At 59.9% G+C, this 16,444-nt stretch carries 16 protein-coding genes and 1 pseudogene; 7 read left to right on the plus strand and 10 right to left on the minus strand.

The genetic code is table 11. The features are described 5' to 3' along the window. Together QK296_RS25520 and QK296_RS25525 are read left to right on the plus strand one after the other, a co-directional pair. Positions 1 to 1,138 (plus strand): annotated as a pseudogene (locus QK296_RS25520) (RHS repeat-associated core domain-containing protein); the annotation flags it as partial. After that, positions 1,135 to 1,443 carry a contact-dependent growth inhibition system immunity protein gene (locus QK296_RS25525; protein ID WP_282391738.1) on the plus strand — a complete coding sequence of 103 codons (309 nt, stop codon included), beginning with the start codon at positions 1,135 to 1,137 and terminating at the stop codon, positions 1,441 to 1,443. The pseudogene QK296_RS25520 and the gene QK296_RS25525, both read left to right, overlap by 4 nt. Before the next feature lie 109 nt (positions 1,444 to 1,552). On the opposite strand, the gene hemB is transcribed toward QK296_RS25525, so the two are convergent. From hemB to QK296_RS25540, 3 genes are all read right to left on the minus strand, one after another. Further along, the gene (hemB, locus tag QK296_RS25530; RefSeq protein WP_016977356.1) at positions 1,553 to 2,527 is read right to left on the minus strand and encodes a porphobilinogen synthase; all 975 of its coding nucleotides are present in this window, start codon (positions 2,525 to 2,527) and stop codon (positions 1,553 to 1,555) included. A 117-nt stretch (positions 2,528 to 2,644) separates the two neighbouring features. Continuing rightward, positions 2,645 to 3,487, minus strand: a complete 843-nt coding sequence (locus QK296_RS25535) for a PhzF family phenazine biosynthesis protein (protein WP_003190314.1) — start codon at positions 3,485 to 3,487, stop codon at positions 2,645 to 2,647. Positions 3,488 to 3,490: 3 nt separating this feature from the next. Beyond that, the gene (locus QK296_RS25540) at positions 3,491 to 4,189 is read right to left on the minus strand and encodes a glutathione S-transferase N-terminal domain-containing protein (RefSeq protein ID WP_282391741.1); all 699 of its coding nucleotides are present in this window, start codon (positions 4,187 to 4,189) and stop codon (positions 3,491 to 3,493) included. Between the two features lie 252 nt (positions 4,190 to 4,441). Here QK296_RS25540 and QK296_RS25545 point away from each other — a divergent pair, with 252 nt between their 5' ends. Both QK296_RS25545 and QK296_RS25550 read left to right on the plus strand, forming a co-directional pair. Further along, the gene (locus tag QK296_RS25545) at positions 4,442 to 5,143 is read left to right on the plus strand and encodes a hypothetical protein (RefSeq protein ID WP_034125794.1); all 702 of its coding nucleotides are present in this window, start codon (positions 4,442 to 4,444) and stop codon (positions 5,141 to 5,143) included. 58 nt (positions 5,144 to 5,201) lie between these two features. Beyond that, positions 5,202 to 6,257, plus strand: a complete 1,056-nt coding sequence (locus QK296_RS25550; RefSeq protein WP_282391743.1) for a permease — start codon at positions 5,202 to 5,204, stop codon at positions 6,255 to 6,257. 555 nt (positions 6,258 to 6,812) lie between these two features. Here QK296_RS25550 and mnmH read toward each other — a convergent pair. From mnmH to QK296_RS25570, 4 genes are all read right to left on the minus strand, one after another. Next, positions 6,813 to 7,916, minus strand: a complete 1,104-nt coding sequence (mnmH, locus tag QK296_RS25555; RefSeq protein ID WP_003190305.1) for a tRNA 2-selenouridine(34) synthase MnmH — start codon at positions 7,914 to 7,916, stop codon at positions 6,813 to 6,815. Next, the gene (gene selD, locus QK296_RS25560) at positions 7,916 to 8,950 is read right to left on the minus strand and encodes a selenide, water dikinase SelD (RefSeq protein ID WP_057710154.1); all 1,035 of its coding nucleotides are present in this window, start codon (positions 8,948 to 8,950) and stop codon (positions 7,916 to 7,918) included. Before selD ends, mnmH begins: the two co-directional genes overlap by 1 nt. A 93-nt stretch (positions 8,951 to 9,043) precedes the next feature. Continuing rightward, positions 9,044 to 9,793 (minus strand): TerC family protein, encoded by a 750-nt coding sequence (locus QK296_RS25565; protein WP_003190301.1) that lies wholly within the window; start codon positions 9,791 to 9,793, stop codon positions 9,044 to 9,046. Positions 9,794 to 9,824: 31 nt separating this feature from the next. Next, positions 9,825 to 10,076 (minus strand): hypothetical protein, encoded by a 252-nt coding sequence (locus QK296_RS25570; RefSeq protein ID WP_014717957.1) that lies wholly within the window; start codon positions 10,074 to 10,076, stop codon positions 9,825 to 9,827. Between the two features lie 134 nt (positions 10,077 to 10,210). Between QK296_RS25570 and nhaR the strand changes: the two genes are divergently transcribed. Further along, entirely contained in the window at positions 10,211 to 11,113 is a 903-nt protein-coding gene (gene nhaR, locus QK296_RS25575; protein WP_057710155.1) for a transcriptional activator NhaR, read from the plus strand. Between the two features lie 4 nt (positions 11,114 to 11,117). Here the strand turns inward: nhaR and QK296_RS25580 are convergent, their stop codons facing one another. Then, positions 11,118 to 12,272, minus strand: coding sequence for an MFS transporter (locus QK296_RS25580; RefSeq protein WP_056788350.1), 1,155 nt, complete (start codon positions 12,270 to 12,272; stop codon positions 11,118 to 11,120). Between the two features lie 241 nt (positions 12,273 to 12,513). On the opposite strand from QK296_RS25580, the gene sstT reads away from it, so the two are divergent. After that, positions 12,514 to 13,734 (plus strand): serine/threonine transporter SstT, encoded by a 1,221-nt coding sequence (sstT, locus tag QK296_RS25585; protein WP_120249139.1) that lies wholly within the window; start codon positions 12,514 to 12,516, stop codon positions 13,732 to 13,734. Between the two features lie 68 nt (positions 13,735 to 13,802). Here sstT and QK296_RS25590 read toward each other — a convergent pair whose 3' ends face one another. Beyond that, positions 13,803 to 14,312: a DUF1993 domain-containing protein gene (locus tag QK296_RS25590; RefSeq protein ID WP_003190292.1), complete on the minus strand. Its 510-nt coding sequence runs from the start codon at positions 14,310 to 14,312 to the stop codon at positions 13,803 to 13,805. A gap of 116 nt (positions 14,313 to 14,428) precedes the next feature. On the opposite strand from QK296_RS25590, the gene QK296_RS25595 reads away from it, so the two are divergent. Further along, positions 14,429 to 15,079 (plus strand): DUF480 domain-containing protein, encoded by a 651-nt coding sequence (locus tag QK296_RS25595; RefSeq protein ID WP_003190290.1) that lies wholly within the window; start codon positions 14,429 to 14,431, stop codon positions 15,077 to 15,079. Between the two features lie 539 nt (positions 15,080 to 15,618). On the opposite strand, the gene QK296_RS25600 is transcribed toward QK296_RS25595, so the two are convergent. After that, a complete protein-coding gene (locus QK296_RS25600; protein WP_003190288.1) occupies positions 15,619 to 16,437 on the minus strand; it encodes a shikimate 5-dehydrogenase in 819 nt (272 codons plus the stop codon). Between the last annotated feature and the right edge of the window lie 7 nt (positions 16,438 to 16,444).

Genomic DNA, 16,444 nt, shown 5'->3' on the forward strand with positions numbered 1-16,444 from the left:
TGATGCAAGACCGCCCCGGCCCCGACATCGTTGCGGCCAACCGCCTGATAATCCAGGGCGACCGCCATTACGACTACGACGCCTTCGGCAACCTCATCCGCGAACGCCGCGGCAAAGGCCAGCAACTCGTCACTGAGTACCGCTACGACTGCCAGCATCGGCTAATCAGCATCACAAAGCCGAACGGCCAAACCGCCAGCTATCGCTACGACCCATTTGGGCGCCGCATCAGCAAAACCGTCGACGGCAAGACCACCGAATTTTTCTGGCAAGGCGACAAGCTGATTGCCGAGCACCATGCAGAGCGTCATCGCAGTTACCTCTACGAACCCGACAGCTTCCGACCACTGGCGCTACTGGAAGGCTTCGGCCCACACGCCACAACGCCCTACTACTACCAACTCGACCACCTCGGCACCCCACAGGAACTGACCAGCCCCGACGGCGAAATCGTCTGGTCCGCCCACTACCGCGCCTACGGCCAGATCGCCCGGCTCGACGTAGGCAAAATCGACAACCCACTGCGCTTTCAAGGGCAGTATTTCGATGCGGAAAGCGGCCTGCACTACAACCGCCATCGCTACTACAATCCGGATATTGGTCGCTACCTGACACCGGACCCGGTGAAGTTGGCGGGGGGGATCAATGGGTACCGGTATGTGCCCAATCCGACAGGTTGGGTAGACCCGCTGGGACTAAGTTGTAAGATTGGAGTATGCCCTGGCTCAAAATTCGATTTAGTCCACACAAAAAAATTATCCAGCGGCGTACTAGTTGCACACGAAAAATCTGGTGGGCACTTAATCAAAAAACATATAGGACAGACAGATATTCAGTTAGCTGAAAGGCTTGAATGGGAACCGAATATACCAGCAGCGTCCACATTCAAAACTTTAGAGGAAGCAGAAGCGCTCGTTACTGAAAGCTTATCCACACATCATCACGAAATATCCAAATTTCTCAAAGGAAAAAAGACAAGCATATCATTAGAGAACACTCGAGCAGCCCTGTGGGATTGAGCGTTATAAGAGGTAGCACAGAGTCAGTCCCCGTATATAAATTTATTCTGGTTTTAATAAAAAAACCAAAAATGCCAAATGGCTACCTTTTACTTACAGGATACCCAATAGAAAAATGAACATACCATTAACTGAGCTTCAGCAATTTTTTGGCGCCTACTTTAATCAAGACTGGGTAGAGGATCACGCCTGCGCCGACGACGTCATTGATAGTTTTCTAATGGACTCGTCCACAGACGTGATCTGCACCGTAAGGAATGAGATTCTAGAATTGATTGACTCCTACACAAACGAATCAGAGTTCCAAGAAAACTTGCTGCACAAACATTACTGTTTCTATTACTACCCAAATGAATGGGCATCAGGGCCGTTATGGCTCCACCATATAGTGGAAAAATTCGACACGCATTTACTTAAAAAATAAAATCCATCAGTACGCCGATCTCATTCAGCTACATCGATGTAACCAGCTACGGGGGCTGCTAGGCAGCCCCACGCGAGCAAGCTCGCTCGCCACAGGTTCAGCGACGCCCTTAAATCCCCGCCAACGCCAAATCCATCGCAAAATACGTAAATATCAAATCCGCCCCCGCCCGCTTGATCGACCCCAACGTCTCGCGCACCACCCGGTCCTCATCAATCGCCCCAGCCTGTGCGCCGAACTTGATCATCGCGTACTCACCGCTCACCTGGTACGCCGCCACCGGCAGGCGCGAGGCTTCGCGGATGTCGCGGATGATGTCGAGGTAGGCACCGGCAGGCTTGACCATCAACGCGTCGGCGCCTTCCTGTTCGTCCAGCAGCGATTCGCGCACGGCTTCGCGGCGGTTCATTGGGTTCATCTGGTAGCTTTTGCGGTCGCCCTTGAGCGCGCTGCCGCCGGCTTCGCGGAAGGGGCCGTAGAGGGCCGAGGCGAATTTGGTGGAGTAGGCCATGATTGGGATGTGGGTGAAGCCGGCGTCATCCAGGGCGCGGCGGATGGCCTGGACCTGGCCGTCCATCGCGGCGGACGGAGCGATCACGTCGGCGCCGGCGCGGGCGGCGGCCACGGCTTGTTTGCCGAGGTTGACCAGGGTCGCGTCGTTGTCGACATGGGCGCCGTGCATCACGCCGCAGTGGCCGTGGTCGGTGTATTCGCAGAAACAGGTGTCGGACATCACGATCATTTCCGGCACGGCGTCCTTGATGATCGAGGACATGCGCGAAACCAGGCCACGTTCTTTCCAGGTGTCGCTGCCGCTGGCGTCGAGGTGGTGGGACACGCCGAAGGTCATCACCGACTTGATGCCGGCGCGAGCGTAACGCTCGATCTCACCGGCGAGTTTTTTCTCAGGAATGCGCAACACACCCGGCATGCTGGTGATGGGCACGAAATCGTCGATTTCTTCTTCGACAAAAATCGGCAATACCAGGTCGTTGAGGGTGAACTCGCTTTCCTGGAACAGGCCACGCAGCTCCGGGGAGCGGCGCAGGCGACGTGGGCGGGCTTGGGGAAACTGGCTGGTCATGGCAATCCTGAAAAATGGCTGAACACTTTGCGGCGAAAGCTTATGCCCCCAAGTCCTGGCAACACAAACGCCGAGGGGCCAATAGTGTATTGCCAGGCGCGTAACAATTCCATTGATCTACAGCTGTAGACGCCCTTCGATGCACAACGCCACGGCGCCGCCCACCCAGATTTCATCGCCCTGGCGCTCGATATAAATACGCCCCGCTCGCCCTATCGCCGTGCCTTGGCTGACCACGTAACGGTTGGGCGCCAGGCCTTCAGCGAGGAGCCATTGGGCCACGCCGGCATTCAAGCTGCCGGTGGCCGGGTCTTCGGCGGCGCCATCGCCAGCGACAAAAGCGCGCACTTCAAATTGCGCGTCCACCGCGTCACGCGTGGGGTCACAGGAGGCGATCACCCCTACGGCCAACCCTTGCAGCTGCGCGTAGTCTGGGCGCAGGTCCAGCACGGCATCACGCTCAGCCAGCATCACCGCCAGCCAACCGGCACCATTGTCGACCCACTGGCTGCGCAAGATAGCCTCGGGCGCCAAGCCTAATGCCAGGCGCACGCGCTCCAGCAACGGCGCCTCCACCGGGCCGGCACGCAGCAATGGCGGCGCGATAAACGCCAGTTCATCGCCCTGACGGCGAATACGCACCAAGCCGATTTCGCACTCCTGGATAATCTCCTCCCCGCGTGGCACACCGCCAGCCTGCAACCAGGCGTGGCAACTGCCCAAGGTCGGGTGCCCAGCGAACGGCAGCTCCTTGAGGGTGGTGAAGATTCTTACCCGATAGTCAGCACGAGGGTCGCGCGGCGTCAGTAAAAACGTGGTTTCGCTGAGGTTGGTCCAATTGGCGAAGTCCGCCATCTGCTGGTCGGTGAGGCTATCGGCACCCAGCACCACGGCTAACGGGTTGCCTTTAAGCGGCACGCTGCTGAAGACATCCAGTTGTTGAAAATCGAAAGTCGGCATGCTTCAGCTCGGAATGTTCAGGCCACGGATCACCGCCGGACGTGCGACAAAACCGTCCAACGCCCGCAGTACGTTAGGGAAATCGGTAATGCCCACAAGGTCACCGGACTCGTAGAACCCAATCAGGTTGCGAACCCACGGAAAGATCGCAATGTCGGCGATGCTGTACTCGTCGCCCATGATCCAGGTGCGGCCCAACAGGCGCTTTTCCAGCACGCCCAGCAAGCGCCGCGATTCGGCGGCGTAGCGGTCACGCGGGCGTTTGTCTTCATACGCCTTGCCGGCGAATTTGTTGAAGAACCCCAGTTGGCCAAACATCGGGCCGATGCCGCCCATCTGGAACATCAACCATTGCAGGGTTTCATAGCGCGTGGCCGGGTCTTCGGAAAGCAACTGGCTGGTTTTTTCTGCCAGGTAGATAAGGATCGCACCGGATTCGAACAGCGCCAGCGGCTGCCCGCTCGGGCCGTTGGGGTCGATAATCGCAGGGATCTTGTTGTTGGGGTTCAGGGACAGGAACTCGGGAGACAATTGGTCCTGGGTGTCGAAGCTGACCTTGTGCGCCTCGTAAGGCAGGCCCAGTTCTTCGAGCATGATCGACACCTTGACGCCGTTGGGCGTGGTTAGCGAATACAGCTGCAGGCGTTCTGGGTGCTGGGCGGGCCATTTGCTGTTGATCGGGAAAGCGGCGAGTGCGTTCATCGAGAACCCCCTGGACGGAAAGTCCCCATGATAGTCATCTGCCTGCCGTCGTGCATGGGTCATCGTTGCGCAACATTTGCCGGCTAGAATCCCGCGTGGGCGAACCAAAGCGCCCGAATGCACTCTTAAAGAGCGCCCGAAGAATGAAAGGAGGCGCTTTGCTCTATCGACAGGGAACACCGCAGGACGCTGATGCGTCACTGGGGCCGGGCTTGTCCGCCTTAACCCGACGCACGAAGACTCGAACCTATCATGAAGATCAAGCCTCTGCGCCTTGTGCCACAACTCAAACGTTATTCCTATATGGTATTGCCGCTGCTGCTGGTCAGCGCCGCCATCGTCACCGCCCTGGACGCCCGTGAAAGCCGCGCGCAACCGGTCGATGGCGTGCAAACCCTGGTATTCCTGCGCCATGGCGAAAAACCGGCCGGTGGCCTGGGCCAACTCAATTGCCAGGGCCTGAACCGCGCCATGAACCTGGCGACCCTGTTGCCGGAAAAGTTTGGCAAAGCCAACTATGTGTTCGCTGCCAACCCGACGCGCAATGTCGAGGAAGGCGAACTGGATAACTCCTACAGCTACATTCGCCCCTTGATCACCATCAGCCCCAGCGCGATCAAGCTTGGCCTGCCGGTGAACATCGAATTTTCAGCGAATGACACCAGTGCCCTGGCCGAAGAACTGGTCGAGGACAAGTACCGCAACGCGACGATCTATACGGCCTGGTCCCATGGTTACTTGCCGGAACTGATCAACAAAGTCGCCAGCGAAGCAGCCGGCGAAAAACACACCATTACCGATGATTGGTCGGGCAATGACTACGACTCCTTGTATGTGCTGACACTGACCTGGCACAACGGCAAGGCCTCGCTGCTCAGTCGCAACTATAAGCAAGGGCTGAATAACGGTGGGGAAAACTGCCCGGACCCGACCCAGGTCAGCGCAGATATCTGAAGCTTGGGCCGCAGGGGCGTATGATGCCAGGCTATCGACTCACCTGCGGATCCTCTCCATGCCCAACCTCGCTTCCACCCAGCCCAGCCGCGGCTGGGCGTTCTGGTGCAAACCTGCCCTATTTCTGTTGGTGGCCTGCATCGGCCTCTACTATGTGAAGTGGTCGCCCTACTACCTCAAGGCGTTTGTAGCGGCCGACAACCACAGCATTGGCGCCTCGATTCTCAATGACCAGCAAAGCTCGCCCCTGGCGGCGGCGCTGGCCTATGCCCAGGTGTATTTCCTAGCCATCTGGAAAGCCGCCGTACTGGCGGTGATCCTCGGCTCGTTACTGCAAGTGTTGATCCCCCGCGACTGGCTGCTGCGCCTGTTTGGCCGCGCCGGGCTGGGCTCGACCCTGCGCGGTGGGCTGTTCGCCCTGCCGGGGATGATGTGCAGCTGCTGCGCGGCCCCGGTGGCGGCGGGCATGCGCCGCCAGCAGGTGTCGGTCGGCGCGGCGCTGGCGTTCTGGATTGCCAACCCGGTATTGAACCCGGCCACCCTGGTGTTCATGGGCTTTGTGCTGGGCTGGGGTTTCACCGCGTTGCGGCTGGTGGCGGGGATTGTGCTGGTGGTGGGCGTGTCCCTGGTGGCACAGCGTATTGCGCGCCCGGACCACGTGCCGGAAGCCGCACTGGAAGCCGTTGCCGACGTCAGCACGGTGGAGTCGCAACCGTTCCTGAGCCGCTGGTTACGCACGCTGTGGCAGCTGTTCTGGAGCACTATCCCGGTGTATATCCTGGCGGTGCTGATCCTCGGCGCGGCACGGGTTTGGCTGTTCCCTCATGTGGACGGGGCGATGGCCGACAGCCTGGTGTGGCTGGTGCCGCTGGCGATTGTGGGCACGCTGTTTGTGATTCCGACAGCGGCAGAGATTCCCATCGTACAAACCATGATGGCCCTGGGCATGGGCACCGGCCCGGCCGTGGCCTTGCTGATGACCCTGCCGAGCGTGAGCCTGCCGTCGCTGTTGATGCTGCGCAAGGATTTCGATGCGCGGGTGCTGGTGACGGTGGCCGGCTTGACCATGCTGGTGGGGGTGGTGTGTGGGTTGATTGGAGCGGTAATTCTTTAGATTTTCAGTGGGGCCGATGGCCTCATCGCAGCATAGGTATCTACACAACTTCGGTACGACGCTAAACCTGTGGCGAGGGAGCTTGCTCCCGCGACGGCCTGGCAGCCGACGCTGATCTAACTGACGCACCGCGATCCAACTGTGGGAGCTGGCTTGCCTGCGAAGACGGCTTGACAGTCAACACAGTTGGACCGTGTACATATCCATTCCTGCGGTAACGGCCACTTAGGGTTCCGCCCTGACGGCGGCTCACTTTGCAAAAGCCGGGATGCCGGCCCAGGCCAAAGTAAGCAAAACGCTCTTGCCCCACCACTCGGCACCTCGCCCAGGCTCGGTGTGCCCGTAATTCGCCAGCGTGGTTTAACGGGGCGCCTAAGATCAAAAGCAGGTCAAGATCAAGAGCGTCTCGCTTCGCATCGTGGTTACCGTCGGCTGCTACAGCCTACAAAGTTGTGTAGATACCTATGCTCATCGCAGGCAAGCCAGCTCCCACCTTTGTATGTATTCACACTTCAAAAGGTGGGAGCTGGCTTGCCTGCGATGGCGTCCGAAAGGTCACCCCACCCGGGTCGCCCGCTCGCGCAAATACTCCACCACCGCCCCCTGCTCCCCGGCAAACTCGATACGCGCGCCCTTGCTCTCGCGCTGGAACGCATACATCGGGTCGTAATACTCACGCAGCAAGCCTTCAATCCATACCCGGTGCAGGTCCACCGCGCCGCTGCGTGCCTGTTCGGCCAGGGCATCCTGTAACACCGTCTGCAGCCGTTGGAAACGCTCACCTCCCAGGCGCTTGTGAATATTGGCCAGGCTCTGAGTCAGGCGTTCGGCGAACAACCCCTGCCCAGCGTCACCCCATACGTCAATGAACTCGGCGCACAGATCGACGACGTAATCCTTCAGGATGCGCTCGACGCGACCTTCGACGCTGTCCTCCAGCCACACCATCGGAAACGTCTGCATCCCCTTGTGCAATGGCAATGGCAGCGCACAACTGCCGATCATACGGCTCTCGTCCTCGACCACAAACTGCTCGATACCGCCTGCGCGCTTCTTCAACAAATCCACGGCCAGGCGGTTTTCGAAGTCGATATTGGAGGGTTGCGCCGTAGCACGCTTGCCGAAGCTGGAGCCCCGATGGTTGGCGTGGCCTTCCAGGTCCAGGGCATTGCGCAGTTGGCCGAGCACTTCGGTCTTGCCGGTGCCGGTCATGCCGCCCAGCAGTACGAAATCACACTGGGCGGTCGCCTGCTCCAGGGTTTCCAGCAGGAAGGTGCGCATGGCCTTGTAGCCACCGCCGACGCGGGGGTATTCGATGCCCGCTTCGGTTTTCAACCATTGCTGCACGATCTGTGAACGCAGGCCGCCCCGAAAGCAGTACAGGTAGCCATTAGGGTTAGCCTGGGCAAACTGCGCCCATTGTTCGATGCGCTCGGCCTTGATTGCACCCGACACCAGTTCATGCCCCAACACGATTGCCGCTTGCTGGCCTTGCTGCTTGTAACAGGTGCCGACCCGCTGGCGCTCATCGTCGGTCATCAGCGGCAGGTTAATCACCCCGGGGAACGCGCCCTTGGCGAATTCGACCGGCGCGCGGGTATCCATCATCGGCCGGTCGTTGAGGAAGATATCGCGGTAATCGGTGATGTCCGTCGCCATCAAATCACCTCAACCGCGTTGGTCTGTCGCTCCAGCAGTTCACCGATAGGCTCAAGGGCCAGGCCCAGCTCGGCGGCCACGGCGTGGAACTCGGCATCACCTTGCGGGGTAACGGCGATCAGCAGGCCACCGCTGGTTTGCGGGTCGCACAGCACGCGCTTGTGCAGCTCCTGCACACGCCCCAGTTTGCTGGCGTAGCTTTCAAAGTTGCGCAAGGTGCCACCCGGCACACAGCCCTGGTCCAGGTAATACTCAACCCCCGGCAAGCGTGGGACTTTTGCATAGTCGATGCGGGCGGTCAGGCCACTGCCGTCGGCCATTTCCACCAGGTGGCCGAGCAGGCCGAAACCGGTGACATCGGTCATGGCCGTCACACCGGCCAACTTGCCGAAACGGCTGCCCGGCTTGTTGAGGGTGCACATCCAGTCACGCGCCAGGCCGATATCCGCCTCGCGCAGTTTGCCCTTCTTCTCGGCGGTGGTGAGGATGCCGATGCCCAAAGGCTTGGTCAGGTACAACTTGCAGCCGGCAGTGGCAGTGTCGTTGCGCTTCATGTGGCGCTTTTGCACGATCCCGGTAACGGCCAGGCCAAAGATCGGCTCCGGGGCGTCAATGGAATGCCCGCCCGCAAGCGGGATGCCAGCCGCGTCGCACACGGCCCGACCGCCGCGAATCACTTCGCGGGCAATCTCCGGCGCCAGCACGTTGACCGGCCAACCGAGAATGGCGATGGCCATCAGGGGGTCGCCGCCCATGGCGTAGATGTCGCTGATGGCATTGGTGGCGGCAATGCGGCCGAAGTCGAACGGGTCGTCGACAATCGGCATGAAAAAGTCCGTGGTGGACACCACGCCGCGCTCGTCGTCGATGGCGTACACCGCCGCATCGTCGCGGGAGGCATTGCCCACCCACAGGTTGGGGTCGAGGTTCTGTGCACCGCTGCCCGCAAGGATCACTTCCAGCACCTGGGGCGAAATCTTGCAACCGCAACCCGCACCGTGGCTGTACTGGGTAAGGCGAATCGGCTCGTTCATGGGGGACCTCAAGCTATCAAGTGGGCCGATTCTAGCAGACAGCAAAAGGCCGGCTGGGCTCTTGTGAGCACAGCCGGCCTGTTTGTTCAGCGGTTACTGGCGCGCAGCGAGCAAACGTGCGTGCCGGTTACGCCGGGCGATGTTCAAGCATTCGATCGCCGCCGAGAACGCCATGGCCGCATACACGTAGCCTTTTGGCACGTGGGCGCCGAAGCCTTCGGCGATCAGCGTCATGCCGATCATGATCAAGAAGCCTAGGGCCAGCATCACCACGGTCGGGTTGTCGTTGATGAACTTGGCCAACGGTTCAGCGGCCACCAGCATCACGATCACCGAGACCACCACGGCAATGATCATGATCGGCAAGTGCTCGGTCATGCCCACGGCGGTGATGATGCTGTCGATGGAAAACACCAGGTCGAGCATCAGGATCTGGCCGATGGCGGCGGCAAAGCCGATGGTCACGGTGTTGCTGACGGTGGCCTTCTCTTCAGGCTCCGGGTCCATGCTGTGATGGATCTCGGTGGTTGCCTTCCACACCAGGAACAGGCCACCGGCGATCAGGATCATGTCCTTCCACGAGAACGCCTGGCCGAACACGTCGAACACCGGTGTCGTCAATTGCACGATGAACGCGATGGTGCTCAACAGGCCCAGGCGCAATATCAACGCCATGCTGATACCAATGCGCCGCGCCTTGGCCCGGTGCTTCTCTGGCAATTTGTTGGTGAGGATCGAGATAAAGATCAGGTTATCGATGCCCAGCACGATTTCCATGACGATCAAGGTCGCCAGTGCGACCCAGGCGGTGGGGCTGGCGGCCAGTTGTAAAAGGTAATCCATAGGTCAGTCCTGACGTTTTAGTGCTGGGGAATTAGGTTTCTTTGGTGTCGGATTCAGCGGCGTTTTCGGCGTCTTTTTCCTGCTTCTCAGGGCTGATCAAGCCCTGGGTTGCTTCACTCAATGCCTGCTCGGCGGCCTTGTGGGTGTCGTCGATGGCCTGCTTGGCCGACTCGGTGGCTTTGCCCAACACCTGTTGCGCGCTTTTCTCGACTTGATCACAGCCGCTGACCCCTATCAATGAAAGCGCAAGCAACGACGCCGCGCCCAGGGAATTGAGTTTCATGATGTATTCCTCGTTAGAACCATTGGGTCCAAATAGTGGCCCCTCGATAGCGAGGCATTCTATGTAGACGAACAGTTCAGGAAAATTCGTATTTTTCTCGCGTATACTTCGGTTTTTACGAAGTGTAGGTCGCGATGCTCAATTATCGACAACTGCATTACTTCTGGGTGGTGGCCAAGACTGGCAGCATCGTGCGCGCCTGCGAGCAGTTGAACCTCACGCCGCAGACCATCAGCGGGCAGATCAGCCTGTTGGAGCAGACCTACGGTGTTGCCCTGTTTCAGCGGGTCGGGCGCCAGCTTGAACTGACCGAAGCCGGGCGCCAGGCGCTGCCCTACGCCGAGCAGATGTTCCAGACCGGCAATGAATTGGAGGCGATGCTGCGCGCACAGCCTGACGAGCAGCAGATCCCGTTCCGGGTCGGGGTGGCGGATGTGGTGCCCAAGTCCATCGTGTACCGGTTGATCGCGCCGACCATGGAGTTGAGCGAACCGATCCGCATCACCTGCCGTGAAGACAAACTCGAACGTTTACTGGCCGACCTGGCGATCCAGCGCCTGGACCTAGTGATTTCCGACAGCCCCATGCCCACGCACTTGGACATCAAGGGCTACAGCCAGAAGCTGGGAGAATGCGGCATTAGTTTTTTCGCCACCCAGGCATTGGCTGACCAGCATGGGGGGGATTTCCCACAGTGCTTGCAGGGTGCGCCGCTGTTGATTCCAGGGGCAGAGACCGTGGTGCGCAGCCGTCTGCAGCGCTGGTTTGCCGAACAGCAGATTCAACCGCGCATCATTGGCGAATTCGACGACAGCGCCTTGATGCAGGCGTTCGGGCAATCCGGCAGTGGGATTTTTATCGCGCCCAGCGTGATCGCCGATGAGGTGGTGCGCCAATATGGCGTGGCGCTGATCGGCCAGACCGATGCAGTGACCGAGTCGTTTTATGCGATCTCGGTGGAGCGCAAGGTCAAGCACCCCGGCATTGTGGCGATTACCGAAGGTGCCCGGCGGGAGTTGTTTACCGCCCTGCCCTGATCATTCAGGCGTTGAGCGCCGTGGGTTTGGCGGTCATCAGCCACAGTGCCAGCAGGATCGACAGCAGGATAAACCCCGAAGCGGCAAACCCCAGGCTGCCCAGGCCCAGGGTGTCGATGACATGCCCGCCCACCATGGCGCCCAGGCCAATGCCGAGGTTGGCCCCGGCAATGTTCAGCGACGCCGCAAACGCTGGCGCATGGGGCGCAGCCTTCATCAAGCGCACATGGCTGACCAGGAACATCGCCGCCTGGGTCACGCCCCACACCGCCATCGCCGCGGCCAGGCCGATGGTCGAGTGAATCGCAGGCACCACCGCCACCATGCCCGCGATCATAAACCCGCAGAACACCATGGACGCGATCAATGGGTGACGATCCACGGCACGTCCGCCCAAGGAGTTGCCGATCAGCCCGACTGCGCCAAAGCCCATCAGACACCAGCCCACCAACGTGCCGTCGAAGCCGGCCAGACGCTCAAGGATATCTGCCAGGTAGGTATAGGCGGTGAACATGCCACTGAATACCAGGATCGACAGCAGGATATGCCCCTGCATCACCGGGCTGCGCAGGATCTTGAATTGTGAGCGCAAGCTAGCCTGCTGGTGCTTGGCCTGGGTGACCGGCAGGTAGATATACAGCAGCAACGCCTTGGCCAGGGCGATCACCGCGAGCACGGCAAACGCGGTGCGCCAGCCGAACATATCGGAAATCAGCGTGCCCACCGGAATACCAAATACGGTGGCGCAAACAATGCCAAAGCCGATTTTTTCAATCGCACGCCCGGCGAACTCAGGGCCGACAATGTCTACCGCCGTTTCGCTGGCCAGGGCCCAGAACACGGGCAAGCCCAGAGCAGGGATCAAACGGGCCACGGCCATCACCCAGATATTCGGTGCCAATGCCGCCACGGTATTGGCCGCCGCAAACATGATAAGGATGCTGATAAACAAGCGCTTGCGCGGGAACCGCGCGCAATAGGCGGTGAGGAACGGGCCGAACGCGGCCACGGTGAACGCGAACAGTGTCACCAGCAGCCCGGCCTGGGACACGCTGACGTTCAGGTCCCGAGCAATCGACGGCAACAGGCCGACAATGACGAACTCTGTGGTCAGCACGGTAAAACCGGCGGCTGACAGCAGCAGGATAGGAAACAACATGAAAACTCCAGAAACGACGACATCAACGACAGCCCTAAGGGCTCGCTGAAGGAGAGGAAAGATGAGAGGGGTGAATCTTAACAGAACATGTCCGGATTTGACCAAGCCCGACTGAAACGGGTGACGGAATGCCGCAGCAAACAAGACGCTTCCCACAGCATGCTAGACTTCGCGCCTACTTCCTACAGTACTTTCTGCCTGCAATGCTGTGCCCTACTAAAAAAACTAGAGACAACTCTTTATGACTGCTGCCCCCTCCCTGTTGCAACGTTTAATGCGCGTCAGCCTGGTCACCCAAATTGTCATCGGCCTGATTGCCGGGATCGTGTTGGCCTTGCTGTTACCCGAGGCCGCGCGCGCCACTGGTTTTATCGGCAAGGTGTTTGTCACGGCGCTGAAGGCTGTCGCGCCGATCCTGGTGTTTGTGCTGGTCATGGCCTCGATTGCCAACCATAAGCATGGCCAGGAAACCCATATCCGCCCGATCCTGTTCCTGTATCTGCTCGGTACCTTTGCCGCCGCCGTGGTTGCGGTGGTGGCCAGCATGATGTTTCCGTCGTTCCTGGTACTGGCTACCCATGACGCCACCGTGAGCGCTCCCGGTGGCATCGGCGAAGTGTTGCAAAGCCTGCTGCTCAGTGTGGTGGATAACCCGGTCAGTGCACTGATGAACGCCAACTTCATCGGCATCCTGGCCTGGGCCATTGGCATGGGTATCGCTATTCGCCATGCCGGTGAAACCACCCGTACGGTGTTGGACGACTTGTCCAACGGCGTCACCCTGATCGTACGCGTGGTGATCCGCTTCGCCCCGCTGGGCATCTTTGGCCTGGTGGCCTCCACCCTGGCCACCTCGGGTTTCGGCGCCCTGCTCGGCTATGCCCACCTGCTGGCCGTGCTGATCGGCTGCATGTTGTTCGTGGCGCTGGTGATCAACCCGGCCATCGTGTTCTGGAAACTGCGCCGCAACCCCTATCCGCTTGTGCTGATGTGCCTGCGCGAAAGTGGTCTCACCGCGTTCTTCACCCGCAGCTCGGCGGCGAACATTCCGGTCAACCTGGCGTTGAGCAAACGCCTGGGCCTGCATGAAGACACCTACTCGGTGTCGATCCCGCTCGGTGCCACCATCAACATGGCCGGCGCCGCCATCACTATCACCGTGCTGACCCTGGCGGCCGTGCACACCCTGGGCATCGCCGTGGACATGCCGACCGCCGTGCTGCTCAGCGTCGTCGCTGCGGTGTGTGCCTGCGGTGCATCGGGGGTGGCGGGTGGTTCGCTGCTGTTGATTCCCCTGGCGTGCAGCCTGTTTGGCATCCCCAGTGAAATCGCCATGCAGGTAGTGGCTGTCGGTTTCATCATCGGCGTGCTGCAGGACTCGGCGGAAACCGCACTCAACTCGTCTACCGATGTGCTGTTTACGGCGGCGGCGTGTTTGGGCAAGGAAGAACAGGCCGCTTAACACAGCCCCATAAAAAAGCCCGGCGCCATTCGCAGAGAACGGCACCGGGCTTTTTTGTATCTGCGGGTTTAAAACGCGCCCATATAGTCGCGCTTGCCCACTTCCACGCCGTTATGACGCAGCAGCGCATAAGCGGTGGTGACGTGGAAGAAGAACTGCGGCAGGCCGTAGGTCAGCAGGTAGGACTGGCCGCTGAAGCGCTTCTCTTTCGGGGTGCCGGGGCGGGTAACGATCTCGATGCCTTCCTTGCCGTCGATCTGCTCGGGCTTGATGGTGTCGACAAAGGCCAGGACTTTGGCGATCAGCGCTTGCAGGTCGGCAAAAGTGACTTCGCTGTCTTCGTACTTGGGTACTTCGATCTCGGCCAGGCGTGCCGACACACCTTTGGCGAAGTCCACGGCGATCTGCACCTGGCGCACCAACGGGAACATGTCCGGGAACAGGCGCGCTTGCAGCAAGGCGTTGGGCTCGATGTTCTTGGCGCTGGCGTGGGCTTCAGCTTTGTTCAGCACATCGCTGAGGGCGTTGAGCATTTGCTTGAAGACCGGGATGGAAGCGGCGTACAGGGAAATAGTCATGACAGTCTCACGGTAATGGCGGGGTTGGAACCAGCCGCGATTATAGCCATGCCTGGCGCTTGTCTTTTATTTTTTCAAGCTTAGGCTAAGGGGCTTCACTGCATAGGGAAAGCGCGATGACCGCCGAGCACGATACCGACACCCCTGAGCCGCGCCTGAACAGCACGGAAATCCGCGTCCTGGGCTGCCTGATCGAAAAACAGGCGACCAACCCGGAAACCTACCCCCTCACCCTCAACGCCTTGGTGCTGGCCTGCAACCAGAAGACCAGCCGCGAGCCGGTGATGAACCTCAGCCAAGGCCAGGTCGGCCAGAGCCTGCGCGTGCTGGAGGGCCAAGGCTTCACGCGCCTGGTAATGGGCAGCCGCGCCGACCGCTGGGAACACCGTGTGGACAAGGCCCTGGAACTGGTGCCGGCCCAGGTGATCCTGACCGGGCTGCTGTTTTTGCGGGGGCCGCAGACCGTCAATGAGCTGCTCACCCGCAGTGGGCGCATGCATGATTTTGAGGATGCCGAACAGGTCGTGCATCAACTCGAACGCCTGATTGCACGAGGACTGGCACTGCTGGTGCCGCGTCAGGCGGGGCAGCGGGAAGACCGGTATACCCATGCACTGGGGGACCCGGCAGATATTGAAGCGATTATGACCGCGCGGGGGAATCCGGTAGAGCGTAGCGCAGGGGCTGTTTCGGTGGAGCGCATTGAAGAGCTGGAAGCGCGGATTGCCGCACTGGAAGAACGGCTGGCGCAGCTGGAACAGGGATAATGCAGATAAACATGTGGGAGCTGGCTTGCCTGCGATAGCCATTGGTATCGACACAACTTTGTAGGTTGCAGCAGCCAACGGTAACTACGATGCGAAGCGAGCCGCTCTTGATCTTGCTCTGCTTTTGATCTTAGGCGCCCCGTTAAACCACGCTGGCCGAACGCAGGCTTTAATTCGTGGGTAACCCGGCAGGACGCCGGGTTAGCCGCCCCGCGCCATGGATGGCGCGTGGCGGCGGCCCACGGATTCAAGCCTGCGTTCGGGCACACCGAGCCTAGGCGAGGTGCCGAGTGGTGGGGCAAGAGCCTTTTGCTTACTTTTGGGCTCTTTTCAAAAGTGAGCCGCTGTAAAAGCGGAACCCTAAGTAGCCGTTACCGCAGGAATGGATATGTACTCGGTATTACGGCGTCGACTGTGAGGCCGTCTTCGCAGGCAAGCCAGCTCCCACAGTTGGATTGTGGGGAGTCAGGTAGAGAAGTGTCGCCTGGCAGGCCGCCATCGCAGGCAAGCCAACTCCCACATTGGATTGGTGTAAGGCTTTAGCTGCGGGCGAAGGCCACCGCTGCCTCGAACTGCTCCTGCGTAGGCCGCACGCCGGTATAAAGCACAAACTGCTCCAACGCCTGAATAGCGATCACTTCCAGCCCGGTAATCACCCGCTTGCCCTGCGCACGCCCCCGCACGATCAACGGCGTTTCCGCCGGGATCGCCACCACATCGAAGACGGTCTCCGCCTGATCGATTGCCTCAGGCTCAAACGCCAACGCATCCGCCTCCGCCCCGCCAGTCATGCCGATGGGCGTTACGTTGATCAGCATCTGTGGGCGCAGGCTGCCCAATTCCGCCTGCCATGCGTACCCCAGGTTCCTGGCCAATGCCTGGCCCGCCACCTCATTACGCGCCACGATCACACCATTAGCGTACCCCCCGTCACGCAAGGCACTGGCGACCGCCTTGGCCATGCCGCCGCTGCCGCGCAGGGCAAAGGTGGAATCTTTGGGCACCGCGTGCTTTTTCAGCAGTTGCTCAATGGCGATGTAGTCGGTGTTGTAAGCCTTGAGATGGCCGTTGGTGTTGACGATGGTGTTCAGGGAGTCAATGGCTTGAACCGAATCGTCGAGTTCATCCACCAAGGCAATAGCAGCCTCCTTGAACGGCATGGACACCCCGCAACCGCGCACACCCAGGGCGCGGATACCGCCGATCGCGCCGGGCAAGTCCTGGCTGCTGAAGGCTTTATAGTAAAAATTCAAACCCAGCTGTTCATACAGGTGGTTATGAAAACGCAGGCCAAAGTTCCCAGGGCGCGCCGACAGTGACATGCACAGTTGGGTGTCCTTGTTGGGGTGCATCTGCATGGATAAC

This window comes from Pseudomonas sp. AL10 (genome assembly GCF_029960685.1).
In the GTDB taxonomy this organism is placed as follows: domain Bacteria; phylum Pseudomonadota; class Gammaproteobacteria; order Pseudomonadales; family Pseudomonadaceae; genus Aquipseudomonas; species Aquipseudomonas lactis.

Coding starts and splice junctions, on each gene's coding strand:
- QK296_RS25540 (WP_282391741.1), bottom strand. CDS start 4,189: ATGAACGCACTCGCCGCTTTCCCGATCAACAGCAAATGGCCCGCCCAG.
- QK296_RS25565 (WP_003190301.1), bottom strand. CDS start 9,793: ATGGATTACCTTTTACAACTGGCCGCCAGCCCCACCGCCTGGGTCGCA.
- QK296_RS25570 (WP_014717957.1), bottom strand. CDS start 10,076: ATGAAACTCAATTCCCTGGGCGCGGCGTCGTTGCTTGCGCTTTCATTG.
- selD (WP_057710154.1), bottom strand. CDS start 8,950: ATGAACGAGCCGATTCGCCTTACCCAGTACAGCCACGGTGCGGGTTGC.
- QK296_RS25550 (WP_282391743.1), top strand. CDS start 5,202: ATGCCCAACCTCGCTTCCACCCAGCCCAGCCGCGGCTGGGCGTTCTGG.
- QK296_RS25545 (WP_034125794.1), top strand. CDS start 4,442: ATGAAGATCAAGCCTCTGCGCCTTGTGCCACAACTCAAACGTTATTCC.
- QK296_RS25535 (WP_003190314.1), bottom strand. CDS start 3,487: ATGCCGACTTTCGATTTTCAACAACTGGATGTCTTCAGCAGCGTGCCG.
- QK296_RS25590 (WP_003190292.1), bottom strand. CDS start 14,312: ATGACTATTTCCCTGTACGCCGCTTCCATCCCGGTCTTCAAGCAAATG.
- QK296_RS25580 (WP_056788350.1), bottom strand. CDS start 12,272: ATGTTGTTTCCTATCCTGCTGCTGTCAGCCGCCGGTTTTACCGTGCTG.
- sstT (WP_120249139.1), top strand. CDS start 12,514: ATGACTGCTGCCCCCTCCCTGTTGCAACGTTTAATGCGCGTCAGCCTG.
- QK296_RS25525 (WP_282391738.1), top strand. CDS start 1,135: ATGAACATACCATTAACTGAGCTTCAGCAATTTTTTGGCGCCTACTTT.
- mnmH (WP_003190305.1), bottom strand. CDS start 7,916: ATGGCGACGGACATCACCGATTACCGCGATATCTTCCTCAACGACCGG.
- QK296_RS25595 (WP_003190290.1), top strand. CDS start 14,429: ATGACCGCCGAGCACGATACCGACACCCCTGAGCCGCGCCTGAACAGC.
- nhaR (WP_057710155.1), top strand. CDS start 10,211: ATGCTCAATTATCGACAACTGCATTACTTCTGGGTGGTGGCCAAGACT.
- hemB (WP_016977356.1), bottom strand. CDS start 2,527: ATGACCAGCCAGTTTCCCCAAGCCCGCCCACGTCGCCTGCGCCGCTCC.
- QK296_RS25600 (WP_003190288.1), bottom strand. CDS start 16,437: ATGCAGATGCACCCCAACAAGGACACCCAACTGTGCATGTCACTGTCG.